23 protein-coding genes are annotated in these 25,801 nt (G+C 64.8%); 15 read left to right on the top strand and 8 right to left on the bottom strand.

Annotated features, from left to right (window positions below; genetic code table 11):
• The first annotated feature begins 3 nt into the window (after window positions 1-3).
• From NZ951_02325 to NZ951_02385, 13 genes are all read left to right on the top strand, one after another.
• On the top strand, window positions 4-1,497 hold the full coding sequence (locus tag NZ951_02325; protein MCS7206754.1) for a monovalent cation/H+ antiporter subunit D family protein: 1,494 nt from the start codon (window positions 4-6) through the stop codon (window positions 1,495-1,497).
• The gene (locus NZ951_02330; GenBank protein MCS7206755.1) at window positions 1,494-1,736 is read left to right on the top strand and encodes a hypothetical protein; all 243 of its coding nucleotides are present in this window, start codon (window positions 1,494-1,496) and stop codon (window positions 1,734-1,736) included. The genes NZ951_02325 and NZ951_02330 overlap by 4 nt, the downstream gene beginning before the upstream one ends.
• Window positions 1,729-3,492, top strand: coding sequence for a Na(+)/H(+) antiporter subunit D (locus NZ951_02335; GenBank protein MCS7206756.1), 1,764 nt, complete (start codon window positions 1,729-1,731; stop codon window positions 3,490-3,492). Before NZ951_02330 ends, NZ951_02335 begins: the two co-directional genes overlap by 8 nt.
• Before the next feature lie 105 nt (window positions 3,493-3,597).
• A complete protein-coding gene (locus tag NZ951_02340) occupies window positions 3,598-4,524 on the top strand; it encodes a site-specific DNA-methyltransferase (protein MCS7206757.1) in 927 nt (308 codons plus the stop codon).
• Window positions 4,521-5,129 carry a ThaI family type II restriction endonuclease gene (locus tag NZ951_02345; GenBank protein ID MCS7206758.1) on the top strand — a complete coding sequence of 203 codons (609 nt, stop codon included), beginning with the start codon at window positions 4,521-4,523 and terminating at the stop codon, window positions 5,127-5,129. Before NZ951_02340 ends, NZ951_02345 begins: the two co-directional genes overlap by 4 nt.
• A 12-nt stretch (window positions 5,130-5,141) precedes the next feature.
• A complete protein-coding gene (purL, locus tag NZ951_02350) occupies window positions 5,142-7,343 on the top strand; it encodes a phosphoribosylformylglycinamidine synthase subunit PurL (GenBank protein MCS7206759.1) in 2,202 nt (733 codons plus the stop codon).
• Between the two features lie 22 nt (window positions 7,344-7,365).
• Window positions 7,366-8,412 carry a flippase-like domain-containing protein gene (locus NZ951_02355; protein MCS7206760.1) on the top strand — a complete coding sequence of 349 codons (1,047 nt, stop codon included), beginning with the start codon at window positions 7,366-7,368 and terminating at the stop codon, window positions 8,410-8,412.
• A gap of 71 nt (window positions 8,413-8,483) precedes the next feature.
• A complete protein-coding gene (locus tag NZ951_02360; GenBank protein MCS7206761.1) occupies window positions 8,484-9,701 on the top strand; it encodes a CoA transferase in 1,218 nt (405 codons plus the stop codon).
• Between the two features lie 8 nt (window positions 9,702-9,709).
• A complete protein-coding gene (mtnP, locus tag NZ951_02365) occupies window positions 9,710-10,579 on the top strand; it encodes an S-methyl-5'-thioadenosine phosphorylase (GenBank protein MCS7206762.1) in 870 nt (289 codons plus the stop codon).
• 89 nt (window positions 10,580-10,668) lie between these two features.
• The gene (locus NZ951_02370; GenBank protein MCS7206763.1) at window positions 10,669-11,028 is read left to right on the top strand and encodes a rhodanese-like domain-containing protein; all 360 of its coding nucleotides are present in this window, start codon (window positions 10,669-10,671) and stop codon (window positions 11,026-11,028) included.
• Between the two features lie 9 nt (window positions 11,029-11,037).
• On the top strand, window positions 11,038-11,625 hold the full coding sequence (locus tag NZ951_02375) for a nucleoside-triphosphatase (protein ID MCS7206764.1): 588 nt from the start codon (window positions 11,038-11,040) through the stop codon (window positions 11,623-11,625).
• 18 nt (window positions 11,626-11,643) lie between these two features.
• The gene (locus NZ951_02380) at window positions 11,644-12,099 is read left to right on the top strand and encodes a hypothetical protein (GenBank protein MCS7206765.1); all 456 of its coding nucleotides are present in this window, start codon (window positions 11,644-11,646) and stop codon (window positions 12,097-12,099) included.
• A gap of 9 nt (window positions 12,100-12,108) precedes the next feature.
• Window positions 12,109-13,740 (top strand): AAA family ATPase, encoded by a 1,632-nt coding sequence (locus NZ951_02385; protein ID MCS7206766.1) that lies wholly within the window; start codon window positions 12,109-12,111, stop codon window positions 13,738-13,740.
• A 12-nt stretch (window positions 13,741-13,752) separates the two neighbouring features.
• Here NZ951_02385 and NZ951_02390 read toward each other — a convergent pair whose 3' ends face one another.
• Genes NZ951_02390 through NZ951_02410 form a run of 5 tightly spaced genes read right to left on the bottom strand, consistent with a single transcriptional unit; the run spans window position 13,753 to window position 18,241 of the window.
• Window positions 13,753-14,322 carry a TlpA family protein disulfide reductase gene (locus NZ951_02390; GenBank protein ID MCS7206767.1) on the bottom strand — a complete coding sequence of 190 codons (570 nt, stop codon included), beginning with the start codon at window positions 14,320-14,322 and terminating at the stop codon, window positions 13,753-13,755.
• Between the two features lie 2 nt (window positions 14,323-14,324).
• Window positions 14,325-15,347 carry a hypothetical protein gene (locus NZ951_02395; GenBank protein MCS7206768.1) on the bottom strand — a complete coding sequence of 341 codons (1,023 nt, stop codon included), beginning with the start codon at window positions 15,345-15,347 and terminating at the stop codon, window positions 14,325-14,327.
• On the bottom strand, window positions 15,344-15,682 hold the full coding sequence (locus NZ951_02400; protein MCS7206769.1) for a hypothetical protein: 339 nt from the start codon (window positions 15,680-15,682) through the stop codon (window positions 15,344-15,346). The genes NZ951_02395 and NZ951_02400 overlap by 4 nt, the downstream gene beginning before the upstream one ends.
• Window positions 15,683-15,691: 9 nt before the next feature.
• Window positions 15,692-17,695, bottom strand: coding sequence for a cytochrome c biogenesis protein CcsA (gene ccsA, locus NZ951_02405; protein ID MCS7206770.1), 2,004 nt, complete (start codon window positions 17,693-17,695; stop codon window positions 15,692-15,694).
• Between the two features lie 9 nt (window positions 17,696-17,704).
• Entirely contained in the window at window positions 17,705-18,241 is a 537-nt protein-coding gene (locus NZ951_02410; protein MCS7206771.1) for a cytochrome c-type biogenesis protein CcmH, read from the bottom strand.
• 65 nt (window positions 18,242-18,306) lie between these two features.
• Between NZ951_02410 and NZ951_02415 the strand changes: the two genes are divergently transcribed.
• Window positions 18,307-20,511: an MMPL family transporter gene (locus tag NZ951_02415; protein MCS7206772.1), complete on the top strand. Its 2,205-nt coding sequence runs from the start codon at window positions 18,307-18,309 to the stop codon at window positions 20,509-20,511.
• Window positions 20,512-20,759: 248 nt separating this feature from the next.
• Window positions 20,760-20,996 carry a hypothetical protein gene (locus tag NZ951_02420; protein ID MCS7206773.1) on the top strand — a complete coding sequence of 79 codons (237 nt, stop codon included), beginning with the start codon at window positions 20,760-20,762 and terminating at the stop codon, window positions 20,994-20,996.
• Here NZ951_02420 and NZ951_02425 read toward each other — a convergent pair.
• The 3 genes from NZ951_02425 to NZ951_02435 form a co-directional block, all read right to left on the bottom strand.
• Complete coding sequence (locus NZ951_02425; protein MCS7206774.1) at window positions 20,963-22,990, bottom strand: VWA domain-containing protein; 2,028 nt, start codon at window positions 22,988-22,990, stop codon at window positions 20,963-20,965. The two genes, NZ951_02420 and NZ951_02425, sit on opposite strands and share 34 nt — an antisense overlap.
• Before the next feature lie 7 nt (window positions 22,991-22,997).
• Entirely contained in the window at window positions 22,998-24,230 is a 1,233-nt protein-coding gene (locus tag NZ951_02430) for a site-specific DNA-methyltransferase (GenBank protein ID MCS7206775.1), read from the bottom strand.
• Between the two features lie 72 nt (window positions 24,231-24,302).
• Window positions 24,303-25,706, bottom strand: a complete 1,404-nt coding sequence (locus NZ951_02435; protein ID MCS7206776.1) for a magnesium chelatase — start codon at window positions 25,704-25,706, stop codon at window positions 24,303-24,305.
• Window positions 25,707-25,801 lie beyond the last annotated feature (95 nt).

The raw sequence follows: 25,801 nt of genomic DNA on the forward strand, positions 1-25,801 counted from the left end.
GCGATGGAGACGCTTGTCCACTGGGGCCCGCTTCTGGCCGTGCTCATCTCCCTGGGGGCAGCGGGTCTCATCGTGCTGTCGGGGCGGAACCCCAACCTGCGGGAGGCGTGGACGCTCCTGGCGGCGGGGGGGAAGTTGGCCATCCTGCTGGCCATGCTCCCCACCGTGCTGAAGGAGGGGGCGACACCCCTCCTCTCCACCCTGGAGTTGGCCCCCGGCCTGTCCCTGGCCCTGCACGCCGATGCCCTGGGGATGCTGTTCGGCCTCTCCGCCTCGTTTCTGTGGGTACTGACCTCCTTCTACTCCATCGGATATATGCGGGGGCTGGGGGAGCACAAGCAGACCCGCTACTTCGCCAGTTTCGCCGTGTGCCTATCGGCCACGATGGGCATCGCCTTTGCGGGCAACCTGTTGACCCTCTTGGTGTTTTACGAGGTGTTGACCATCGCCACCTACCCCCTGGTGATTCACAAGGAGACGCCCGAGGCCATGGCGGCGGGGCGCAAGTACCTGGTCTATTTGCTGACGGCGGGGGTGGTGCTCCTACTGGGGGTGGCGTGGACGGTGGCCCTGGCAGGCACAGGCACCTTCACCCCTGGGGGCTTTCTGGAGGGGAAGGCATCGCCGACTGTGCTATTGGTGCTGTTCCTGCTGTTCTTCCTGGGGTTTGGGGTGAAGGCGGCGGTGATGCCCCTGCACAGTTGGCTCCCGGCGGCCATGGTGGCCCCCACGCCGGTGAGCGCCCTACTGCACGCTGTGGCAGTGGTGAAGGCGGGGGTGTTCGGCATTGCGCGGACGGTGGGGTTTGTGTTTGGCCCCCCAGTGGTGGAGGCCGTCGGGGCGGTGCCGGTGGCATCGGCCCTGGCGGGGGCGACGCTGGTAACGGCGTCGGTGCTAGCCCTGCGCCAGGACAGCATCAAGTTGCGGCTGGCTTACTCCACCGTGGGCCACCTCTCCTATGCGGTGCTGGGGTTAGTGCTCCTCGTCCCCAGCGGGTGGACCGGGGGCCTGTTTCATATGGTCAGCCATGCCGCGATGAAGATCACCCTCTTCTTTGTGGCGGGGGCGATTTATGTCAAGACCCACGTGGAGCGGGTGAGCGACCTGGACGGCCTGGGACGCCAGATGCCCTGGACGTTGGGGGCCTTCGCTGTGGCGTCGGTAGGCTTGGCAGGTTTGCCCCCCGTGGCGGGGTTCGTCAGTAAGTGGTTTCTGGCCCTGGGGACGCTGGACAGCGGATATGCTGTCTACCTGGCCCTGCTCATGGTGAGCGGGCTGTTGAATGCGGCGTACCTGTTCCCTATCCCGGTGCGGGGGTTCCTGCGTCCTGCGGGGCACTCGGCGCGGAGGGATGAGGCCAACCCCCTGTTGTTGGTGCCGGTGCTTTTGGCCTGTGCCTTGAGCGTCATCTTGGGGTTAGCCCCCAACATCCCCTTTCCCTTGTTCACCCTGGTGGAGCGAGCCACCACTGCCGTGCTGAACGGGGGTGGGCCGTGAGCCGATGGGCATCCCTGCTTGGAGTGGCTTTGGCTTTGGGGGTGGCGGTCGGGCTGGACCTGTGGGTGCGGGCGGGGAAATATGCGACGTGGTGGGGACGGATGCCGGGGGTTTATGCCCTGCTGGGCCTGTTCGGGAGCATCGGTATGGTCTGGTTGTGTAAGACGGTGGCCCACCGCTGGCTGGAGCGCCCCCTCTCCTACTACGGCGACGACAGGGAGGCTCACGAGGATGAGTAACCTCCCCCTGCCCGTCCTTTTCTATGGTGTCGCCCTGCTCCTGCCCGCCCTCCCTCGTCCCCTGCGGGCGTGGGCGTGTTTAGTGCCGCCGGCGGTGGCGTTAGCCGTTCTGGTGGCGTGGGAGCCGGGGCAAGTGCTCCTTTGGCGCTTCCTGACCCTCACTCTGGTGGTGCAGAGGGTAGATGGCCTGAGCCTGGCGTTCGGATATGTGTTCGCCCTGTTCGGTCTGCTGGCGGGTCTATATGCTTTACACCTGCGGGATACACCTCAGCAGGTGGCCAGCCTGGTGTATGTGGGGAGTGCCTTGGGAGCCGTGTTGGCGGGCGACCTGTTTACCCTGCTGGTGTTCTGGGAGGCGATGGCGTTGGCGTCCACCTATCTGATTTGGGCGCGGGGGACGCCCAGTGCCCGCCGTGCAGGGATGCGCTACCTGTTTGTCCACCTAGCCGGGGGGAGCCTGCTGATGGCCGGGGCTGTGCTCCACTGGCACGCTACCGGCTCCCTCTACTTCGGCCCCCTGGAGGGGGGCATAGGGGCGTGGTGCATCCTCCTGGCCTTTGCCATCAACGCCGCCATCCCGCCCTTGCACGCCTGGCTCCCCGACTCCTACCCCCAGGGGACGGTAACGGGGAGTGTGTTCCTGAGCGCTTTCACCACCAAGGCGGCGGTGTATGCGCTGGCGCGGGGCTTCGCTGGATGGGAGGTGCTGATATGGGTGGGGGCAGTGATGGCGGTGTATGGGGTGCTGTTCACCATCGTGGAGAACGACATACGGGGTATCCTGTCCTACCACATCGTGAGCCAGGTGGGGTATATGGTCGCCAGCGTGGGTGTGGGGGGCCCCAGCGGTGTCAACGGAGCCACAGCCCACGCTGTGGCCAATATCCTCTTTAAGGGCTTGCTGTTCATGGCGACGGGGGCGGTGGTGTATGCCACGGGCGCCAGCCGGTTGACCCAGGTGGGGGGGCTCCTGCGCCCTTTGCCGTGGGTGCTGGCGCTGTATATGGTGGGGGCCTGTTCCATCTCCGGGGTGCCCCTATTTAGTGGGTTCATCTCCAAATCCCTGGTCATCCACGCCGTTGAAAAAGCCCGCTACGACGCGGCGGCCTTGATGCTGTACCTGGCGGCCGTGGGAACCTTTTTGAGCATCGGGTTGAAACTGCCGTGGCTGGCGTGGTGGCGTCCCGCGCCCGGACCGGTGGAGGTGCGCCCCGTCCCGCCCAATATGTATGTGGGCATGGTGCTCGCCTCGGTAATCAACATCGTCGTGGGCATTTATCCCCAGGCGTTGTACGGGGTGCTACCCTTTGCTGTGGATTACCAGCCGTATACTCTCCCCCACCTGGTGGAGACGGTGCAGGTGTTGGGGTTCACGGCTGTAGGGTTTGGTCTGGTGCGGGGCCTCCTGAAGGCGACGCCGACCATTACTTTGGACACCGACTGGTTCTACCGCCGGCCGGGACGGGTGCTCTTTGACCTGATAGTGGATGGGGTGAATGGCCTGTTCGGGGGGGTAGAGCGGGTAACCCTGCGGGGAGTAGGGGCCCTTGTGCAAGCCAGCCGCAATCCCATCGGCACACTGGTGCGCGCCGCAGAGGTTCTCCGCCCGCGGGGGCGTTTAGCGCAAGGGGCTTCTAACCCTTCGGAGCCTTCCGCCTACGACCCAGACCGCTATCGCCTGCCCATAGGGGTGCTGGGCCTGCTGCTTCTGGCCCTGTTTGTGGCGGTGATGGTGTGGCTGTGGTGGATGGGGTAGGCCGTCCACCCGCGGAGCGCGGTGGAGGGAGAAGGCAGATTATAATAGGGTCAGCAGTGCCACGCGGGCGGGGGGTAACCCCCCGCACTGCAGGGAACACCGAGGATGCAGACACGGCGTCGGCGTGAAGGAACACGCACCAGCGTTTTCGGCTCGCCCGGGCGCTTCGGGCACGACTCCACGCCTTTCTACGCCAGTCGGCTGTATGAGGGGTTGCCACAGGAGCGCCGAGTGGCTTATCAGGAGAATCCCCTCCCCACCGAAGCGGTAAACCGTATCTTCTGTAAGTCCAGCGAGAGCATGGAGGAACTCCCCGATTGCAGTGTCCACCTCATGGTTACTTCGCCACCCTACAATGTGGGCAAAGAGTACGATGAGGACTTGACCCTAGACGAGTATCGGGCCTTCCTGCGCCGGGTGATGCGGGAGGTTTACCGGGTGTTGGTGCCAGGGGGCCGTGTCTGCTTCAATATCGCCAACCTGGGCCGCCGCCCCTACTTACCGCTCCACGCATTCCTCATCCAAGACTTCCTGGATCTGGGCTTTTTGATGCGGGGGGAAATCATTTGGGATAAAGCCAGCAGTGCTAGTCCCTCCACGGCCTGGGGCAGTTGGCAATCGCCGGCGAACCCCACTCTGCGTGATACCCACGAATACATCCTGGTGTTCTCCAAAGAGACCTTCACACGCCCTCGCCCCTCGGGGCGGGAGCCGACCTTGACCCCCCAGGAGTTCCTGGAGTTCACCAAGAGCGTGTGGCGCTTCCCCGCGGAACCAGCCACCAAAGTGGGGCATCCCGCTCCCTTCCCCGTAGAACTCCCCTACCGGTGCATTCAACTGTATACCTACTCGGGGGAAGTGGTGTTAGACCCCTTCATGGGGAGTGGGAGCACCGCCTTGGCAGCGTTGAAAACAGGACGGATGTATGTGGGCTACGAAGTCAACCCTGAATATTGCCACCTGGCCCTCAACCGTATCAGTGCCTGCAAGGTGGCCTTGCCCGGCCTCCTCACCACTGGTCAAAACGCATGAATCCCACCGTTCTCGCCTTTTTGCAAGACCCTCAAAAAGTCTCGATCATCCGCAACAAGTTACCTCTAGCCTTTGAAATCTGCGACAGCCGCTTGCCGGGGAACCCCGCGGTGGGCATCTTGCGGGAGCACGTGGTAGTGGCTCTGTTCATCGCCTTCCTGGGTGAAGACCGCGTCAAAAAGGCCACCTCAGGTGTCGCACCTGATGTAGACTGTTATGTGGACGGATTGCCCCTGTCCATTAAGACGATTACTGGAAGCGGGGAAGTCCGTTCCAAATGGACGACCACACCTGGGAAAGTGGAGGAGTTCCTGACCATCTTCCATCCCACCGCTGATATCTTACTCTTCCAAATACGCTGGAATGCTGAGGGTGCTATATACTTTATCCCTATAGAAGCCCAAAAAGATATTTTCCATCGCCTGCAAGAGCGTTATTTCACCTACCGAGGTGAAACAAACACCCGTGGTGTGAGTTTTTCTCGGGAGGCCGTGAGCGAGTTTATAGGTCATCCTCAAACCTTTTCTCTCCCTATTTTCTGGCACCGTTCCGGCTCTGTCCAGAATCCCTACCAGGAATGGGTGCGTTTCTGGCGCAACCCGTAAGGTGAGGTGCCCATGCCCGTGCCCCGTGAAGTGCTAGAGGAGATCGCCCTCACACCCGACGAGTATGCCCTTATCTGCCGCGGTTTAGGGCGGGAGCCGAACCCCCTGGAACTGGGCATGTTCGCCGCCCTCTGGTCGGAGCACTGCGGCTACAAGCACTCCAAAAACCTCCTCAAGCGCCTCCCCTCGGCTTCCCCCCGCCTTTTGGTGCGCCCCGGCGAGGAGAACGCCGGCGTGGTGGACATCGGCCACGGCTGGGCCATCGCCATGAAGATTGAATCCCACAACCACCCCTCGGCGGTGGAGCCTTTCCAGGGGGCCGCCACCGGCGTGGGGGGCATCGTGCGGGACATCCTCACCATGGGCGCACGCCCCATCGCCCTGCTCAACTCCCTGCGCTTCGGCCCTCTGTCCGATCCCCGCTCCCGCTACCTCTACCGCGGCGTGGTGGGGGGCATCTCCTGGTATGGCAACTGCATCGGCGTCCCCGATGTGGGGGGCGAGGTGTTCTTCTCCCCCGCCTACGCCAAAAACCCCCTGGTGAACGCCATGTGCGTGGGCCTCCTGCGGGCCGACCGCCTGGTACGGGCACGGGCCAGCGAGCCGGGCAGTTTCCTGATGCTGGTAGGGGCCGATACGGGACGCGACGGCATCCACGGGGCCTCGGCCCTGGCGTCCCGCACTTTCACCGGCGAGCGGGAACTGCGCCCCACCGTCCAGGTGGGTAACCCCTTCCTGGAGAAGGTGCTCATTGAGGCTTGCCTGGAAGCCCTGGAGCGCTGTTGGGATGGCATCGTGGGGATGCAGGACCTGGGAGCCGCAGGCCTCACCAGCGCCACCGTGGAGAGCGCCGGGCGCGGCGGATGCGGGGTGCGTGTGGACGTCTCCCGCGTCCCCCGCCGCGAACAGGGGATGACACCCTACGAGGTCATGCTCTCCGAATCCCAGGAGCGCATGCTGGTCATCGTCCGCCGAGGGTGGGAAGAACGCCTCACAACCGTCTTCGCCAAGTGGGACCTGACCTCGGCCATCGTGGGGGAGGTAACGGACGATGGCCTGGTGCGTGTCTACGACGGCTCCCACCTGGAGGGGGTGGTGCCCATCCGTCTGCTGGTGGACGCCCCCCGCTACGACCTCCACCCCCAAAAACCGGAGTGGCTCACCGCCCTGCAACGGGAAGACCTCTCGGCCCTCCCCGAACCGCCCCTTTCCCCCACCCAGGCACTCCTGCGCCTGTTGGCTTCCCCTAACATCGCCAGCCGCGAGCCTATTTATCGCCAGTATGACCACCAGGTGCTTATCAACACCGTTGTCCCCCCGGGGGCGGCCGACGCGGCGGTGCTCCGCATTAAGGGCACCCCCACCCGTATCGCCCTGGCCTGCGACGGCAACGGCCGCTTGACCTTCCTGGACCCCCGGGCCGGGGGGGCCATTTCTGTTGCCGAGGCGTGCCGCAACCTGGCATGCGTGGGCGCCGAGCCCGTCGCCCTCACCGATGGCCTCAACTTCGGCGACCCCGAACGTCCCGTGGTGGCCTACCAGATGGAGGAGTGTATCACCGGCATGGCCGAGGCCTGCCGTGCCCTGGGCGTGCCCATCATCAGCGGGAATGTGAGCCTCTATAACGAGACCGACAGCCAGCCCATTTACCCCACGGCGATGGTGGGGGCACTGGGGCTTCTGGAACGCCACACCACCGCCGCCTTCCGCCACGAGGGGGATGTGGTATTCCTGTTGGGAGCCGACGCCATACGGGGAGACCCCTCCACCCTGGCGGGCAGCGAGTTCCTTGAGGTGGTCTACGGCAAGGTGGCCGGCCGCCCCACCATTGACCTTAACCTAGAGGCCCGTGTGCAGCGCCTGTGCCGTCGGGCTGTGGGGCTGGGCCTCCTCTCCTCCGCCCACGACTGCTCCGAAGGGGGACTGGCAGTGGCCCTGGCGGAATGCGCTATCCTGGGGGAGAAGGGCTTCCGCGGGAGTTTCCCAATCCAGGGGCATTGGGCACCCGCTCTGTTCGGAGAAGCCCAAAGCCGTATCGTCGTCTCCCTGGCCGAGGCCCAGGTGCCTGCCCTCCTGGGGCTGGCCCAGGAGGAGGGGGTGCCCCTCCTGCGCTTGGGACAGGTGGGGGGCGATCGATTTATGATCCCCCCCCTGATAGATGTGCCCCTGGATGTCCTGCAGCGCGCCTGGCGGAGTGGGCTGGAGGTGCCCTAGACCATTCTCCCGGGGGAGGCCTATGACCCGAAAGGCCAGTGGCTCCCTTCCACGGCCCCTACGCCTGACCCTGTGGACGGTAGGCGTGGCAGGCTCCATGGCCCTGGGGGCTTTCCTGCTCACCCTGGCCCTGCGGGAGGTCCAGACTGCTCAGGTGGCCGCCGTGTTCGGACGGGCCTCGGTGCCTCTCCTGTTAGCTGGGCTAGGGGTATTTATGCTCGCCTCTTTGGCGCGGGGCCTGCGCTGGTGGGTTCTGTTCGTGGGGGTGCGCGTCTCGCTGATGCGCCTGCTACTGGTGGAGCACACCGCTCTGGGCGTGAACAACGCCACCCCCCTCCCTCTCCTGGACGAGCCGGTGCGTGTGGGCTTGTTAGCCCTGCACGGCGTCCCCACGGGGATGGTGCTGGCCACTATGGCCACTCAGCGCACCTTTGAGTTCGGGGCACAAGCCCTTCTCGCCAGTGTGGGGGTGCTGTTCCTGCCGCCCCTGCGTCCCTTGGCCCCCTACATCTGGGGGGGCGTTATCGTCGCCCTAGCGGCGGTGTGTGCCCTTTTCCTAGTGGGGCCGCGGGTGATGCGCATCCCCGGTTTGGGGCAAGTCTCCCCCGTGCGGGACTTCAGCCGAACTGTGCTCCTATTACGCAACCGTCCTGTGCGGGTATTGGTAGCCTTTATCCTCACCCTTGCCTATGCCCTGGGCATCGGGATGAGCGGATGGTTGGTGGCGCAAGCCTTTGCCCTTCCCATCCCCCTACTGGGGATGGTCTTCCTCACCCTTCTGACCCTTTTTGTGGCCGATTGGATCCCTGGCCTCCCCGCCTCGGTGGGCACCTTTGAGTTCATCGCTGTAACCCTGCTGGATTTGTGGGGTGTGGAGCGGGCCTCCGCCTTTAGTTTTGCCATCCTCCTCCACGCCTTATTGTTTTTGCCTCCCACCCTCGTGGCAGGTGTGTACCTGCCTGTGGCAGGGTATCGTTCTGTGCGAGCGGTGCTGGGCCTCTTGCGGACGCGCCCCAGCCTTACACCCCCACCCTCTGCGCCGGTGGATGCTATCTTGCGGAAACAGTGATCACCTTACCCTTTCCCCGCTGTCTGCGCTATCTTGAGCGCAGAACACACTGATAAGTGGGAGGTGCGCCTATGCCTGGCCCCTTGGAGGGCATCCGTGTGGTGGAAGTGGCCAACTGGGTGGCCGGCCCCGCCACGTGCGCCATCTTGGCTGAACTGGGGGCCGAGGTCATCAAGGTGGAACATCCCGAGACGGGCGACCCGATGCGCAGTGTAACCACCACGCCCCTGGGCGTTATGCCCTACACCTCCGGCGTCAACGTCGCCGTTGAGGAAGACAACCGGGGCAAGAAGAGCATCGCCGTCAACCTGGAGCACCCTGAGGGGCAAGAAATCCTCCACAAACTCACCGCCCACGCCGATGTGTTCGTAACCAACCTTATCCCCCGTCGGCAGGAGCGCTATCGCCTGCGGTACGAAGATCTGTCCGCTCTCAATCCTCGCCTGATCTATGTCTCCCTCACCGGCTACGGACAGGAGGGGCCCGAAAAGGACCGCCCCGGCTTCGACTACGCCGCTTTTTGGGCCCGCTCGGGCATTATGGGCACCATCGGCGAACCCCAGTGGACGCCCGTCAACCAGCGCCCCGGCATGGGCGACCACACCACAGCCCTAGCCATGGCCGCCGCAGTGGGCTTCGCCCTGTTTGAGCGGGAGCGGTCGGGCAAGGGCCAGCGGGTGGACTGTGCCCTGCTGCACACCGGCCTGTGGGTGCTGGGCATGGATGTGGTGGCCGCCTTCTATCACAAGTGCGCCGTGCGCAAAATGGCCCGCACCGAGGTAACCAACCCCCTCTTCAACTACTATCAGGCGGCCGATGGGAAATGGATTCAACTGGTGATGATCGAGTCGGACCGCTTCTGGCCCAACTTCTGCCGGGCCATGCGCTTGGAGCACCTGCGCCATGACCCCCGCTTCGCCACCCACGCCGCCCGCCGCCAGAACTGCCGCGACCTGATTCGCATCCTGGACGAGCGCTTCGCCACTTTGCCCCGCCACGAGTGGGCACAACGCTTGGATGCCGAGGGGTGCATCTGGGCTCCTGTGCAAACCTTGGACGAGGTCATCAACGACCCCCAGGTGCACGCCAACGGCTATGTGGCCACCCTGCGCCACACCAGCGGGGAGGAGTTCCAGGTGGTGCGGGCGCCTATGAAGTTCCGCCGCACGCCCGGGACCATCCCAGGCCCCGCACCCGACCTGGGCCAACACACCGAGGACGTTCTCCACGCCCTGGGCTACACTTGGGATGATATCCTGCGCCTCAAGGAGCGGGGCACCATCCGCTAGGAGGGGTTATGCCCACAGCAGTGAGCTTGGCCGTTATTGGGGGGAGCGGGCTTTACCAGATGGAAGGTCTGCGGGTGCTGGAGGAGGTGAAACCCACCACCCCCTTCGGCGACCCCAGCGATGCCATCCTCATCGGGGAGCTGGAGGGGGTGCGCGTAGCCTTCCTTCCCCGGCACGGGCGGGGGCATCGCCTCTCCCCCTCGGCTTTGCCCGTACGGGCCAACCTCTTCGCCCTGAAGACCCTGGGGGTGGAGCGCCTTCTCAGCATCAGCGCCGTAGGGAGTCTGCGGGAGAACATCCGCCCCCTCGACCTAGTGGTGCCCGACCAGGTGCTCGACCGCACCCAGGGGCGCCCCTCCACCTTTTTTGACGGGGGACCAGTGGTGCACATCGCCTTTGCCGACCCCTTCTGCCCCGTTTTATCCCAGGTTGTGGCCCAGGGGGCCCAGGCCACCGGCGCCCGCGTGCACCGTGGGGGCACCTACCTGTGCATTGAAGGCCCCGCCTTCTCCACAAAGGCCGAGAGCCACCTCTACCGCTCCTGGGGAGCCGATATCATCGGCATGACCGCCCTGCCCGAGGCCAAACTGGCTCGGGAGGCGGAGATGTGCTATGCCATTCTCGCGATAGTAACCGACTACGATGTATGGCACCCCACCCACGCCCAAGTGTCGGTGGAGGTGGTGGTGCAGAACCTGCGTAAGGGGACAGCCACCGCCCAGTCCGCCCTGCGACGCATCCTCCCCGCCATCCCACAGGAGCGGGCATGCCCTTGCGCCAGCGCCCTCCAGAACGCCATCGTTACCGACCCCCGCTTCATCCCTGTTGAGGTGCGGCGGCGTTTGGCACCCCTGATTGGCAAATATCTTCCCCCCTAACCCTTCCGGCGGAGCGGCCATTCCCCCCCGTCTGGTATCATAGACAACTGGGCGCTGGCCCCACCGCACCACAGGGAGGTAAGGAGTCCATGGTCCGACGCGACCCCGGCGAGCCCTTCGCCCGCATCAGCGTGGACGAGGCCTACCAGATGCTCCAGAGAGAGCGGGAGAATGTGGCCATCATTGATGTGCGCACCCCCGAAGAATACCAGAAGGGGCACGTTAAAGGGGCCCATTTTTTGCCTGTGGACCAGATCCTGGAGCGGATTCACGAACTGCCCAAGGGCAAAAAACTCCTCTTCATCTGTCAAGCGGGCCAGCGCAGCGCCCTGGCCGCCGAGATGGCGGCGGCTATGGGCGTGGATCCCGACCTCCTCTACAACATCGAAGACGGCACTCCCGCCTGGATAGAGCGCAACTACCCCACCAGTTACGGCAACGACCCCTAACGGGCCCCTATGCCTCCCTGCGCTTTCCTCCTCACGGGTCGCCCTGGCGTCGGAAAGACCACCCTCCTTCGCCTCGCCCTGCAGCGCTGTCCTGTGCAGGCGGCAGGCTTCTACACTGAGGAGGTGCGCCACAAGGGTGTGCGCATCGGGTTTGACCTGGTAACTTTGGACGGCCAGCGCGTCCCCCTGGCACGGGAGGGGCTGGTGTCCCCCTGGCGGGTGGGGCGCTACGGGGTGGACAGGGACGCCCTCCACCACATCGGCGTGGCGGCGGTGCGCAAGGCCCTCCAGCACCGCATCCTGGCCGTGGTGGACGAAATCGGCCGCATGGAACTGTGCTCCCCCCATTTCGTCCAAGCGATTGACGAGGTGCTGCACACTGGCATCCCCCTCTTGGGGACGATTATGCTGAAACCCCATCCTGTCGCCGATAGGGTAAAATCCATGCCAGGGGTGCGAGTGGTGGAGGTGCTCCCCCCCCAGCGGGAGGCGGTGCTGAAGCAGACGGTGGAATGGCTGACCGCGTGCGGCACCTTTGCCGAGGGGGCGCACGCGGGCACACAAAGACACCCCTGCACGACGCTTCATACCATGTAACTCACGGAAGGAGAAAAGATGCCATACCTGCGCAAAAAGCGTGCCCAAGCCAAGCATCGGAAAAAAGAGCAGAAGCGGTGGCTGCGCCGCCGGCTGGCCCGCCTGCTGTTACGGGGAGAACTGTCTTTGGAGCAGGTGCGGGCCCAGGCTGGGGAGGCTTTCCCCGCCGTGCTGAAGGCAGCTGTGGAGTTGAGCGCCCAGGAGCCCCCCGCCACACCCGCCATCGCTACGGCCATCACCCGCAGCCTGTCGGCGCTCACACCTCCCGGGGCCAAACCCCTCACCCTTGTCGCCCCTCGGCCCGCTCCCGCCCCGGCCCGTTCTGTCCCGGCGGGAGGCCCGCGTCTGCCCCGTCCGCCTCGGGCGGGCGTCCCCCGCCCCACCCGTCCCCCTCGGCCCCCCACCACACAACCCCAGCCCCCGGGTGGTGGAACACCCCCATCCTCGCCCCCTCCTGCGGGGTCATCCTCCTAGGAGCCTCCCGTGGCACACCCCGCCCTGGTGCGTGACCTCCTCCGTCCCGAGGCCTACCCCTCCGAGGAGCGTCCCCAGGCGGTGCAGTTGGTGGAGACCCACATCTCCTGGCTCTTTCTTACCGGCCGTTATGTCTACAAGGTCAAAAAGCCGGTGGACTTCGGCTTTCTGGACTTCACCACCCTGGAGAAACGCCGCCACTTCTGCCACGAGGAGGTGCGTCTCAACCGGCGCCTCTCCCCCTCTGTTTATCTGGGGGTGGTGGAGGTGTATTGGGACGGCCTCCACCACTCCTTCGTCGGGCCGGGGGAAGTGGTGGACTACGCCGTCAAAATGGTGCACCTGCCCCGGGAGCGCACCCTGTCCGCCCTGCTTCAAACCCACCAGGTGAGCGCCGCCCAGATACGTGCCGTCGCCCGCCGCATCGCCCAGTTTCACGCCACCGCCGACACCAACCCTGCCATCACCCAGATGGGGGGCCTGGACACCGTGCGCCACAACATCCAGGAGAACTTCATCCAGACCGAGCGCTACCAGGGGAGGAGCATCTCGCCCCAGACTTATGACCTCCTGCGCGCCTACAGTGAGGCCTTTATGGAGGTGCACGCCCCCCTGTTCGCCCAGCGCCAGGCTCAGGGGCGCATCCGCGACGGGCACGGCGACCTCCACACCGGCCAAATCTACCTCCTGGACGCCGACATCCTGTTCCTGGACTGCATTGAGTTCAACGAGCGCTTCCGCTGGGCCGATGTGTGCGCCGATGTGGCCTTCTTGGCCATGGACCTGGATTACCACGCTCGCCCCGACCTGTCCCAGGCCTTGGTGGATGAATATGTGCGCATCTCGGGCGATACGGGGCTTCTGGCGTTGTTGAACTTCTACAAGACCTACCGCGCCTATGTGCGGGGCAAGGTGGAGAGCTTTCGCCTGGACGAGGAGGGCCTTTCGGCCGAGGAGCGCCAAACCATCCTCCAGCGGGCACAACGCTACTTCGCCCTGGCCGAAGGCTATGGGCGGGTGCTGCAGGGCCCGGCGCTTATTCTGGTGGTGGGCCTTATCGGCACGGGGAAGAGCACCCTGGCCCGCAACCTGGCCTCCCTGCTGGGCGGGGAGGTCATCTCCTCCGATGTGGTGCGGAAGACGCTCGCGGGCCTTGCACCCACCGACCGCCGATGGGAGCCCTGGGGACAGGGCATCTACAGCCCCACAATGGACCTCCGCACCTACCAGGCCATGCTCGAGCAGGCGGACGCCCTGCTAGCCCAGGGGAAGGTGGTCATCCTGGATGCCTCCTTCCGCTCTGCGGCACGGCGGCAGGAGGCGATAGCCCTAGCACGCCGAAGGGGGATCCCCTACTTCGTCGTAGAGGCGTATGCCCCCGAGGAGGTGGTGCGGGAACGCCTCCTGCGCCGCCAAGAGCATCCCCACGGCCCCAGCGATGGCCGCCTGGAGTTGCTCCCCGCCTTTCGGGAGCACTTTGACCCGCTCACCGACATCCCGACGGAGCATCTGGTGCGGGTGAACACCTCCGGCCCCCCTCGGGAGTCGGCCTATCAGGCATTGAAGGGGCTCCTGCGCCTCGTGTTGGCCCAATCGCCGAGCCCCTCCACCCACCCCCTTGAGGCGCGGCCCCGTTTCTAACGCCAGCGCCCCTTAGGGAGAACCCTTCAGCAGAGGCTCCAGGACCTGCAGCAAGTCCTTTTCCCCCATGGGCCCTACGAACTTCTTCACCACGGTGCCCTGGGCATCCACGATGTACTTTTCGGGGATACCCGTAACGCCCAGTTCCAGGGCGATGCGCCCATGTGTGTCCATGCCGCTGGGGTAGGGCACCTGGAAACGCTCCAGGAAGGCACGGGCATCCTCCTCCCGGTCCCACACATTGACCCCGATGAACTCCACGGGCATACCCTGGGCACGCAGATCCCGATAGGCCTGTGCCAAAGCAGGGGCCTCTGCACGGCACGGCGCACACCACGACGCCCAAAAGTCCATCATCACCACCCGCCCTCGCAGGTCGGACAGGCGCACCACCCGACCGTCAAAGGTAACAAGGGCCACGTCGGGCACGGGGCGCGGGCGGATAACCACCTCCCCCAGGGTGGCACGCACCGCCACCTGGGCGGGCGCTCCGCCACTGCGCCCCAATCCCCATGCCAACACCCCCACCAATGCTAGAAAGGGTATGAGAAGCCCCACCGCCAGCATCCAGCGCCGACGCATGGCTAGCCCTCCCCTGCCGGGGACTGGGGCGAGCGGCGCACTGCCCACACCAACACCCCCAGCAACACCGCCCCCAGCACACCCCCAGGCACCACCACCACCCACGGGGGGCGGCTCACCGTGTCCACCACCGCCAGGAACCACGGGGGCTGAGGCAATCCCACAAGACGGAAGGACACCACCTCCCCTGCGGGCACCCCTCGCGCCTCCAGCAGGCGATACACCCGCCCCCCAACCGTCGCAGGCTCCAGCCCCTGCAGGTGGGGGCTTTCCACCTGGGCCAAATCCTCAGGAAGCATAAGGCGCACCACCCCCGCCCCCAGGGGCACGGGGAGCGTGAAGTCCAGGGCATCACCCCGATACACCACCCGATAGGTGTACAGCACCTCATAGCGCCCGGGAGGCACCGCCGAGGTCAAGGCGAACCCTTGTTCCCCCTGCACCACCTCCCCCCCAGGAGGCAAAGTGGCTGCCACATCCAAATTCTGTGCCTCCGCCGGCAGGCCGAACCGTAAAACCCCCCTCGGCAACCTTTGCATATCGGGCACCGCTGTGCGGTCAGTGGAGTTCTCCACCTGCACAGCGTGCAGGAACTCCAGCACCCGCCGGCGGGCGTCGGCACCCGTCGCCACCAGAGTCATGGAGGGCACACGCACCCCCTCCACCCCGGAAGTTTTTTCATAAATGGGTAGGGGGATGGGCTGCTCCCAAGCCTGCGCCCCCTGCGCCACAGCGCTGTAGACAACCCCCTGGTAAGAGGTGCTCACCAGGTAGGCCAAATCACGCCCCTGGGGAACCCCCTCAAAACGGAAGGCCCCGTCGGCACCCGCCGTCGCCGTGCGCATATCCACTAAGGTGCGCTGGCGCACCACCTCTAAGGTAACCGGCAAGTCGGGCGGAACGGTTCCCCCCGCCGTGCCGTTGATGATGCGGCCCTCCACCACACCACCCTCCTGGGCACGCAACACCCAGGGCCAGAGGCACACCATCCCCACCAGGAACACCAGAACAACCCACCCTTTCACGGCTCGGGGCCCCTTTCGCCAGAGGAGGAGACCGACGGGGCGACGGGGAATGCTGGGGGCACCCCCTGACCCTCCCGCACAGCCTTGAGCACGCGCGCCGCCTCCGTGCGCAGGGCCTGGTAGCGCTCCTGCGCCTCCTGCGGGGGGATGCGCCCCAAATCCGCATCCAATCGCAACGCCACCATCTCGTCTAGTAAAGCGTTCCATCTGTCCTCCAACTCCCCCCCACCCGGCGAAGATGCCCCGCGCGTGCGCGTCCCCCGTCCCCGCACAAAAGGCCACAGCACCACCCCCACGCTTATACCCACCAGCAGAAGCCCGATCAGAAAAACCACACCGTCCCCCTACGGGCGCACGGGTTGAGGTACAGCCCCCTCATAGCCCGGCGCAGTGGCCAGCGCCGCCCGCCTCTGGGGCCACAGGGACACCACCACCCCCAACACCGCCAGCGGCCCCGCCCCAAACCACATCCACCACACCATCGGGTTGACCATCACGCGGAACAGCACGCTTCCATCCTCGAGAAACTCGCTGGCGATCATGTACAGATCCTCGGCAGGCGTGGAGCGGATGGCGGCACGGGTCGCCACCACTGGCCCGATGGGCGAAGTGGGGAAGAAAGCCGTCCACGGCGTATAGAGGCCCTCCAGCCTCCCGTCACGGTAAACGGCTAGTGTCGCCAACTGCTCCTCCCGGTCGCCCCGCACCTGCACGCGAGAGGCAAGGAACTGGACCGTCCACCCGTTTACCGTTACCTGTTCCCCCGGGCGGAGCACCACATCCCGCTGAACGCCGTAAAAGGTAGACGCCGTGACCCCCAGCCCCAGCACCACGATGCCCAGATGCACCACATACCCTCCGTAGCGGGGGCGATTACTTACCAGCAGGCGCAGAAAAGCCGTCAGCCACCCCTCGCCCCTCCGGTGACGCACCCACGTTCCGTGCACCCACTCTTTAAGGATGGCCGCCGCTACCATCCCCAAGATGGCGAACGAGACCACCGCATAGGGCTTGCGGATTCCCACAGCCAGCAAAACGGCTACTATGACCAACGCCGTACCCCCTGGCACCAGGAAAGCCTCCCGCACCGAGGCCAAAGTCGCCCTCCGCCACGGCAGCAAGGGCCCTAATGCCATAAGGAACAGCAGCGCCAAAAACAGCGGGCCGTTGATGCGGTTATAAAAGGGCGCCCGCACCGTAACTGCCTCGCCGAAAAACACCTGGGAGATGAGAGGGTAAATTTCCCCCCACAGGGTCGTGAAGGTGATGGCCAACAGCACCAGATTGTTATACAGAAACGCCGCCTCCCGCGACCAGGAGGACTCCAGCCCCCCCGCGCTCTTCAAAGAAGGGGCTCGCCACATCAGAACCAGCACGGCGCTCACCACCACCACACCCATAAAGGCCAAGAACACCCACCCCATCGTAGACTGGGCGAAGGAGTGCACCGACGGCACCGGCCCCCCCCGGTTCATGAACATCCCGAACAGGGCCAACCCCATGGCCAAAATGATCAGCGCATAGTTCCAGGTGCGGAACAGACCCCGCCGCACCTCCACCATAGCCGAGTGGATGAAGGCGGTCATGGCGAACCAGGGCATAATCCCCGCGTTCTCCACCGGGTCCCACGCCCAGTAGCCTCCCCAGCCCAGGATGGTATAGGCCCACCACGCCCCGAACAGGTTGCCCATGCTGAGCAGGAGCCACGCCACCAGCCCCCAGGGACGCCCCGCATCCAACCAGGCCGAGCCCTTGTGCCCCGCCAGCAAAGCCCCCATCCCAAAGGAGAAGGGCACTGCCACCGACACCAGCCCCGTCATCATCGTGGGGGGATGAATGAACATCCCGTAGTGAATCAACAGGGGGTTGATGCCCCGCCCATCGGGAGGGGTGAAGGGCAGACGGGCGAAGGGGTTGGCCAACGCCAGGGTTACGGCCAACAGGAATACGGTGAACAGTCCCAGCACGCCCGCCGTATAGGGCAGGAAAGGTTGGGTGCGGCGGGGGGCAAAGCGTATTGCCAGGGCACCCAGCACCGCCATCGCAAAGGCCAGGAACAGCAACGACCCCTGGTTGCCTGCGTAGAAGGCCACCCACGTCAAGTGCCAATCCAAGGCGCGGTTGCTGTTCTCAAAGACATACCGCACCGAGAAATCCCGCCCCAGGAAGGCCCCGATCAGCCCTGCGATGGAGACAGCCAACATCACGGGGACGAGGTAAAGGGCCCAGCGGGCGCTCTCCACAAGGAGGGGGCGCTGTCGCCACGCCCCCAGGAACGACCCCACCGCCCCATACCCCGCCAAAGCCAAAGCCAGCACCATCGCCACAAGACCACTATCGGCTGCCATAGGTTCCCCCTACGGGCTTGCGCGCCCCCCCGACGGACGACGCTGGGCTAACCGCTCCTGCACAGCCTCGTCCACAGCCTTCAGATACGGCTCCAGGTCGTCCATAGGCGGCGGGGCAGAAGGGCGGGGGGCCATCATCCCCCGCGTTGCCCACCACAGCAGGAGCACCGCCACGACCACTCCGGCGGGGGGCACCAGCCACACCAGCCAATGGCCCCCCTGGGCGGGAGGAGCCGCCAACACCCCCGGCCCGAACCGCTCCACAAAGTACTGCAGGATTTCCTGCTCTGTCCTGCCCTGGGCCAGCATCTCCCGCACTGCCTCCCGCATCTCCTTGGCCTGCTGGGCGCGGGACTGGTCTATCGTCTCCCCCGGGCAGACGGGGCAGATGAGTTGGCGGTCAAGGGCCTGAGCGCGCTCCTCCAAAGACGCCGGGCCGGGCGCACACGCCCCAATACCCGCCACCACGATGCCCAGCGCCAGCACTCTCCCCAGCCACCGTAAAAACCCCAAACCCACACGGCACCTCCATACATAGGTTACCACACGGCATCTCCCCCCCTTGTGAAAGATTTCCCGACCAAAGGTAAGATAGAGAGAAGGAGGAGTGTATGCTCTACCGTTGGGGTCTGCTGATGGTACGCTGGCGGTGGGTGGTGCTGGGGGTGTGGGTGATACTTCTGGCGCTGGCTCTGCCCCTGGCGCCTCGAGCGGGGGAATATCTCAAGTCGGGCTTCGGGCGGGCCGATGTGGAATCCGAACGCGCCCTGACCCTCCTCAAGGAGCGTTTCGGCCTTGCCGAAGCGACCATCACCTTTGTGTTCCAGCATCCCACCCTGCGGGCCACCGATCCCGCCTTCATCGCCCTGGAAGAGCAGGCATTAGCGCCCCTACGGTCCCACCCCGCCGTGCGGGACATCATTACCCACTATGGAAGCCTCAACCCCCGCATGGTCTCGGCCGATGGCGACACGGCCTACGCCCTGGTGTTCCTACGGGGGAGCATCGACGACGCCATGGACATCTACGAGGATCTGCGGCGCTTGGTGGCTACACCCCCAGAGATGCAGATGTGGGCCACAGGGGGCATCCCTATCTTCTCGGAGGTGCAACACATCGCCGAGCGCGACCTACGCCGTGCCGAGGTGATTACCCTCCCCATAGTGTTGGTGGCGTTGGTGCTTGTGTTTGGAGGGCTGGTAGCGGCGGCGGTGCCCCTCATTGTAGGGGCAGCAGGTGTGGCGGTAACCCTAGCCCTTATTGCCCTCCTCTCCCGCACCACGGATATATCTATCTTCGCCCTGAACATCGCCACCGTGCTGGGTCTGGGGATGGCTGTGGACTACGCATTGTTGGTGGTGAGCCGTTTTCGGGAGGAGTTGCGCCAGCACCCGCGGGACGAAGCGGTAGCCATCGCCGTGGATCGGGCCGGGCGAGCCCTCGCCTTTTCGGGCCTTACCACCATTCTGGGTCTCTCGGGTCTCCTGCTGTTCCAATATATGATGCTCCGCTCCATCGGCGTGGGGGGCATTCTGGTAGTGGCCTTTAGCATGGTGGCGGCCTTGACAGCCCTCCCCGCTCTTTTAGCGGTATTGGGGGCGCGGGTCAATGCCCTATCCATCCTCCCCATGCGCGAGGTACAGGAGACCTGGTGGCGGCGCATCGCCCTGGCGGTGATGCGTCGGCCGTGGGTGGTCATCGCCGTCGTGCTAGGCGTGCTTCTGCTGATGGGGAGCCCCTTCCTGCGGGTGCGCATCGGGGCCCTGTGGTCGTCCATCCTCCCCCCGGGGGCAGAAGCGCGCCAGGGTTGGGAAGTGCTGGCACAGGAGTTTGGCGAAGGGGAACTGGCTCCCATCCTGGTCACGGTGCAAGACCCCCAGGGCATCTTGCGCCCCGAGGCGGTGCAGAGGCTCTACACCTTCGCCCAGAGTTTGGCCCAAGACCCCCGTGTAGGGCGGGTGGAGAGCATCGTCACCCTGGATCCCCGCCTGACGGCCGAGCAGTATGCGGCCCTGTATGCCCATCCGACCGAGATCCCCGACCCCGCCTTGCGCTCTGCTGTGGAGACCCTCGCCCGCCCCGATGTTACCTACATGCGTGTGTATAGTAAGCACCCCCCGCTGTCGGAGGAGAGCAAGGCGTTAGTGCGTTCTATCCGTCAGCAGGGGGCGACCACGGGGTTCACGGTAATGGTAACGGGTGCCACCGCCGACATTATGGACGCCGTCGACCTGATGTACGGGCAGTTCCCGTGGGTGGTGGTCTATGTGGCGGGTGCCATTTACCTGTCGTTGCTGGTGCTGTTCCGTTCTGTGGTATTGCCCCTGAAGGCGGTCATGCTGAACACCCTCAGCATTTTGGCCAGTTATGGAGCCTTGGTGTTCATCTTCCAGGAGGGCAACTTCAGCGGGCTTTTGCGCTTTGAGGCGGAGGGCTACACGGAGGCTACGATCCCCATCCTTCTCTTTTGTGTCCTGTTCGGACTGAGCATGGACTATGAGGTGTTCATGCTGGCCCGCATCAAGGAGGAGTATGACGCCACCCGGGACAACACGCGGAGCGTGGCTCTGGGCTTGGAGAAGACGGGGCGCATCGTCACCAGCGCCGCCTTCATCCTGTTTGTGGTGTGCGCCTCCTTTGTGATCGGGGACATCGTGCTCATCAAGGCGTTAGGGGTGGGGGTGGCCCTGGCCGTGCTGTTGGACGCCACAGTGGTGCGGGCCTTGCTGGTACCGGCGACCATGCGTGTGCTGGGGGACTGGAACTGGTGGGCGCCAGGATGGCTGCGGGGACAACCGGTGAGAAGTCGACCCTAGAGGGCTTATCGCCAAAGCGCCCAGCACGGGATCACAGCTTCCAGAAGGTGTCTCCCCTCCCTGCTGTAGAGGGAGTGTGGTAGGCCGACGGGTAGCTCCCCTGTTCCTCCAGAACCCCTTCCGAGCACCCTTTGCTCCCCAGGAGGGGAGACTGCCCGTCCTCGTGACGGTAACTTTCTCTTCCTTTACACCCCTGGTATCGTAGCCACGGCCACTGTGGGCGGGACTATTGGTACGGAGGCCTCCCTGTGTTTCCTAGGGATGGGCATCCCCCGCCCACACCGTCGTGGGGGCGCGACCCGTTCGGCACTGCCACCAACTACGCCCAACTGGCCCCCTGGATTCCCCAGGCCCCGGGCATCGCCGTGAGCCTGGTGGTCTTCGGCTTCAACCTGCTGGGGGATGCCGTTTGCGACCTGCTGCATCCTGCCTGCAGGGGCGGTCATAGCCCCTACGCCAGCAGACGCCGCCGCCCCGTGAGGTAATCCACCAGCATGTATTGGCCCAGGCGCTCGGGACTGGTGTAGAACACCCGCCCCCGATTGATACGGGTCATCTGGTCCACGAAGTCCATCAGGTAGGAGTTGCGGTCCAGCATAAAGGTGTTGATGATGATGCCCTTGCTGGTGCACCGCTTGACCTCTTTCAGGGTCTCCCGAATGGTGCGCGGGCTGGGGGGATACTGGAGGAACAACTGCCCCCCCTCCAGGTGGGCGGTGGGCTCCCCGTCGGAGATCATCAGGATTTGGCGGGTGCCGGTGCACCGGGCCAGCAGTTTCTGGGCGAGCATTAGCCCGTGTTGGATGTTGGTGTAGGGGTCAAACTCGTCCCATGTCAGGTACGGGAGCTTCTCGGGCTTCACCTCCCGCGCATAGGTGGAGAAGCCCACGATGTGGAAGCGGTCACGGGGAAACTGGGTGCGGATAAGGTTGTCCAGGGCTAGGGCCACCTTCTTGGCGGCCAGGAAGTTGCCCCGCATGGCCATGGAGAGGGAGAGGTCTATCAGCAGCACGGTGCTGGACTGGACGAACTGTTCGCTCTGGAACACCTCAAAGTCCTTGGGGTGGAGACGCACCGGGGTGCGGGGGCCGTGGCGGAGCAAAGCGTTGAACAGGGTCCGCAACAGGTCTGGGTCGAAAGGCTCTCCGAACTCCCAGGGGCGGGTATGGGAGGTGCGCTCGCCGGGACCGCCCCGCCAACGGGAGGGGTGTTCCCCCGTGCGGTGGCGACGGATATAGGCGAAGATTTCGTATAGGGCCTTCTGGCCTATTTTGCGCACCCCCTTGGGGGTCAGCTCCAGCCGCCCCCCGATGCGTCGGATGTAGCCCGCCTGCTCCAACACATCCGCCAGGCGTTGCAGGTAGGCTGCCTCCTGGGCCGCCTCGGGGCCGAGCACCTGCTCCATCAGGCTCGTGTCTATGCCTCCCGGAGTGCCCTGCTGGAACCGCCGCAGTTGGCGCTCCAGCTCATCCATTTGTTGCAGGCGCGCAATCACATCCAGAGCTTGAGGCAAATCCAGAGGCTCCTGCCCCTGGAAGGGATACTCCCGGCGCAAAGCCCCCATGGGGAACAGGTCCTCCAGGTTGATGGCCAGGCGGGCCAGTTCCTCCGCCAGTTCCGGGTCTTGCAGGGCCTGTTGTAAGATCTTCTCCAACTGGTGACGCTGGTGGGGGGAGAGGCTCTGCAGAAGGGATTCCAGGTGGGCCGCCTGGCGCTGGAGATGCTCCACCAGTTCCTCCAAGGTGGTGGGGCGCTGGGCGCCGAAGAGGTGGTGCCAGCGCTCCATGAACGGGGAGAAGTTGGGCTGGCCCCCCTGCCGGCGCTGTTCCAGAAGACGGTTGAGGTCACGCACAAACTCTTTGAGGCGCTGGATGTCTTGGGGGGTGAGGCCTTGTAACCCCTCCAGCATATCGTGGAATGTGCGCTGGAGCACCTGCTGTTGCAACGCCTGCAGCAGACGGTCAAAGCGCTCTTTGGCCTCGGCGCTGGTGAACTCGTAGTCCTTGAGGCGTTGGATGGCCGAGGCAGGTTCCTGGGGAAGGCCGTCCAGAAAGCGCAGAGCCTGCTCCACGGCGCGCTGGAGGCGGCGCAGGAGATCCCCCTCCAGGGTGCTCCCCTTCCCCTCCTGCTGAAGGGTCTGGAGTTTGTGGGCCGTCTCCTGGGCGCGCCGGACGAGGGCCTCCCGCTCCAGGCCCAGGATGGCCTCCAGTTCCTTCTGGATGGTGCCCAACACCCCCGAGAGGTTATACCTGTCCAACACCTCTTGGCGGCGCTGGCGCAGACGCTGCAGGAGTTCCTGGATGCCGGGCAGGCGCTGGCCATAGCGCCCCCGTAGGCCCCTCTGCATCAGGGAACGCAGAGCGGTGGCCACATCCCCCTGCCCCATTAGGCTCTCGGACAACTGCTCCATGATGTCGTCTTCATGAAGAGGAAACTCGGCCTGCGTGCCGTCCCACCGGGAATACCTGTAGAACACCATACTGACCCTACCCCTTTGGGCCTGTGTGAGGCCTCAGCCCATCGCCGATACCTTCCTGAGGGATAGACGCCTCCATCCCCAATTCGCGGCGCATCACCGCACAATACGCTGGCTCCGCATCCACTAAAATGAACCGCCGCCCCAACTTCAGGCACGCCTTGCCCACCGTCCCCACCCCTGCGAAGGGGTCCAACACCACATCCCCGATAAAGGAATAATAGCGCACCAGGCGCTCCACAATCTCCAGGGGAAACACGGCGGGATGGTGGGGATGATGGGCTGGACGGGCATACCACACATTGGTAACCGCATATCCATCGTCAATGGTCGACGCCGCTACCGCCTCCCTATCAGGGTGGGTGCGGATGTTCCAGTCAATCAGGCGCTCCGTCTGTTTGCGGTAGACCAGGAAGTACTCGGTTACCGGGACAGGCTTATACTGCAAGGGATGGCGATCGGCGGCGAAGCGTCTGCCCCGCCCCGTGTTCCACCCCGCCCCCTCGGGCTTCACCCAGATGATGTCATCCAGGAAGTCAAAGCCCAAGCGCTCCAGGATGGCGTTGATGTGAAAGGGGACGGGGATACGCCGGCTGGAGCGGCTGCGGCTGGGCCGTCGCACCAGCACCGGGGAGGCGTTGACGATCAGGAACCGCCCTTCGGCCAACACCCGATGGCACTGGGCGAACACCTCCTCCAGCATGGACAGGTAGGAGGGGTAGTCGGGGAACTCCCCATACTGGGGACGGGCGTTGTAGTAAGGGGGCGAGGTGAGCACCAGGTGCACACACCCGTCGGGGAGAGCGGGGAGCACCAGGCGAGCATCCCCACACACCACCTGGGAGGGCAGAGGGTCTTGGATGAGGGGACGCTGGGTGATTACTGGCGCCGGCACCGGATGGGCCCGGGCATACCCCAGACGGGCCAGCAGAACACCAGGGCGCGTTGCCCCCATCACTTCCCCATCGGCACACCGCACCATCACCTCCCCTACCAGAAGGCCATTGTGGGGTTCCAGCAGGGCCACCCGCCACGCCTTGTGCCGGTCGTCCACCTCGGGTAAACCCAGGGCCACCGTCACATCGGGGGGAAGGTGCTGGGCTATCCACTGGCGGACGCGTTGGCGCGCCTGGGCGGCGGTGGTGATGCACCCCAAGCGGGCAGCCAGGCGATTGACCCGCTGGGGCCGACCCTGACGAGGAATAGCAGGGTTTGGAGCCGGCTGCCCCGTCAGGGCACCCATAGCGCACCCCCCTTGCCCATAGAGCCCTATCCCCTTGCCCGCCTCGGCGTCCACGGCCCGGGCACGGGGGGCCTACCCTTTATAGCGGAAGCGCCCTTCCACCCTCTCCCGATTGAGCCGGCGGTTGAGGTGCAGACCGTCCAACACGAACTCCACCACGGAAGCAAACAGGGCCTCATTTTCCCCCACGTGGAACTTCCGCAAAGCCGGCTCAAAGCCCTCAATGCCCCGCAGTTTCTCCACATACACAAAGGAGGGGATAGAAGCACCCGTCTCCACCACCAACCCCTCTTCAAACTTCTGCACCAGAGGGTCAAACTCCCGCACATTGAAGGTGCGGTTGAACACATTCAGCACGGCCTTCTTCAACAGTTCCTCAATGATGCGTCCCTCCCGCCCCTCCTCCACCGTCTCCAGTTCCAGTTTGCCGGCGGTGGAGGCGTAAAGGAAGGGTAGATCGCTCATGCGGGGCACAGCCACCGCCTCGTTGTAGCGGATGGCGCGCCGTAGGGCGGCGGCCAGCAGGGTCTCGTAGTTGGCGATGGTGATGCGCACCGATACCCCCGAGCGCTGATTGATGTCGGGGCTGCGCCGCGCCAGGGCCGTAAACTCCCCCACAATCTCCCGCATGAAGGAGGGCACCTGCACCCGCTCATCCATATCCGGGAAGTGAACACGCTCCTGCTCCACAATGGCCAGTTCGTCCTCAATGGTGCGGGGGTAGTGGGTGCGAATCTGGGCTCCGTAGCGGTCTTTCAGGGGGGTGATGATACGCCCCCGGTTGGTATAGTCCTCGGGGTTGGCGCTGGCCACCACATAGACATCCAACGGTAACCGGATGAGATACCCCCGAATTTGCACATCCCGCTCCTCCAGCAAATTGAACAGACCCACCTGGATGCGCTCGGGCAGATCGGGGAGTTCGTTGATGCAGAAGATGCCTCGGTTCACCCGTGGAATCAGGCCGAAGTGGATGGTCAGTTCATCGGCCAGGTAGCGCCCCTCGGCCACCTTAATGGGGTCCACCTCCCCGATAAGGTCGGCGATAGACACATCGGGGGTGGCCAACTTCTCGGCATAGCGGCGCTCCCGGGGCAGCCAGGCGATTTCCACCTGGTCGCCGTACTGGGCCACCTTGTCCCGGCAGGCCTTACAGATGGGCTTGTAGGGGTTATCGTTAATCTCACACCCCGCAATGACGGGCACCTCCTCGTCCAGCAGGTAGACCAGCTGGCGAATCAGGCGGGACTTGGCCTGTCCCCGTTCGCCCAGGAAGATGATGTCCTGGCCAGCCAGGATAGCGTTCTCAATCTGGGGGATGACGCTGTCCTCGTAGCCGATGATGCCGGGGAAAAGGCGCTCCCCAGAGCGCAGTTTCTGGATGAGGTTTTTGCGCAGTTCCTCCCGCACCGACAGCACCTGATACCCGCTGCGGCGCAGCTCGCCGATGGTCTTAGGCTTACCCTTCTCTGCCATCGCCCGTTCCCCCCCTCTGGAGCACAGTATGGCTACTCCATTATTATCCCATACTTGAGACAGGGATAGGAGTATCTTGGCAGGGGGCAGGCTCC

The sequence above is a fragment of the Dehalococcoidia bacterium genome (assembly GCA_025060295.1).
Lineage (GTDB): Bacteria > Chloroflexota > Dehalococcoidia > Lucifugimonadales > HRBIN23 > HRBIN23.

Excerpts from the sequence above, each read along its gene's own strand:
- NZ951_02325 (MCS7206754.1), top strand. The coding sequence starts at position 4 with ATGGAGACGCTTGTCCACTGGGGCCCGCTTCTGGCCGTGCTCATCTCC.
- NZ951_02335 (MCS7206756.1), top strand. The coding sequence starts at position 1,729 with ATGAGTAACCTCCCCCTGCCCGTCCTTTTCTATGGTGTCGCCCTGCTC.
- NZ951_02340 (MCS7206757.1), top strand. The coding sequence starts at position 3,598 with ATGCAGACACGGCGTCGGCGTGAAGGAACACGCACCAGCGTTTTCGGC.
- NZ951_02345 (MCS7206758.1), top strand. The coding sequence starts at position 4,521 with ATGAATCCCACCGTTCTCGCCTTTTTGCAAGACCCTCAAAAAGTCTCG.
- purL (MCS7206759.1), top strand. The coding sequence starts at position 5,142 with ATGCCCGTGCCCCGTGAAGTGCTAGAGGAGATCGCCCTCACACCCGAC.
- NZ951_02355 (MCS7206760.1), top strand. The coding sequence starts at position 7,366 with ATGACCCGAAAGGCCAGTGGCTCCCTTCCACGGCCCCTACGCCTGACC.
- NZ951_02360 (MCS7206761.1), top strand. The coding sequence starts at position 8,484 with ATGCCTGGCCCCTTGGAGGGCATCCGTGTGGTGGAAGTGGCCAACTGG.
- mtnP (MCS7206762.1), top strand. The coding sequence starts at position 9,710 with ATGCCCACAGCAGTGAGCTTGGCCGTTATTGGGGGGAGCGGGCTTTAC.
- NZ951_02370 (MCS7206763.1), top strand. The coding sequence starts at position 10,669 with ATGGTCCGACGCGACCCCGGCGAGCCCTTCGCCCGCATCAGCGTGGAC.
- NZ951_02375 (MCS7206764.1), top strand. The coding sequence starts at position 11,038 with ATGCCTCCCTGCGCTTTCCTCCTCACGGGTCGCCCTGGCGTCGGAAAG.
- NZ951_02380 (MCS7206765.1), top strand. The coding sequence starts at position 11,644 with ATGCCATACCTGCGCAAAAAGCGTGCCCAAGCCAAGCATCGGAAAAAA.
- NZ951_02390 (MCS7206767.1), bottom strand. The coding sequence starts at position 14,322 with ATGCGTCGGCGCTGGATGCTGGCGGTGGGGCTTCTCATACCCTTTCTA.
- ccsA (MCS7206770.1), bottom strand. The coding sequence starts at position 17,695 with ATGGCAGCCGATAGTGGTCTTGTGGCGATGGTGCTGGCTTTGGCTTTG.
- NZ951_02415 (MCS7206772.1), top strand. The coding sequence starts at position 18,307 with ATGCTCTACCGTTGGGGTCTGCTGATGGTACGCTGGCGGTGGGTGGTG.
- NZ951_02425 (MCS7206774.1), bottom strand. The coding sequence starts at position 22,990 with ATGGTGTTCTACAGGTATTCCCGGTGGGACGGCACGCAGGCCGAGTTT.
- NZ951_02430 (MCS7206775.1), bottom strand. The coding sequence starts at position 24,230 with ATGGGTGCCCTGACGGGGCAGCCGGCTCCAAACCCTGCTATTCCTCGT.
- NZ951_02435 (MCS7206776.1), bottom strand. The coding sequence starts at position 25,706 with ATGGCAGAGAAGGGTAAGCCTAAGACCATCGGCGAGCTGCGCCGCAGC.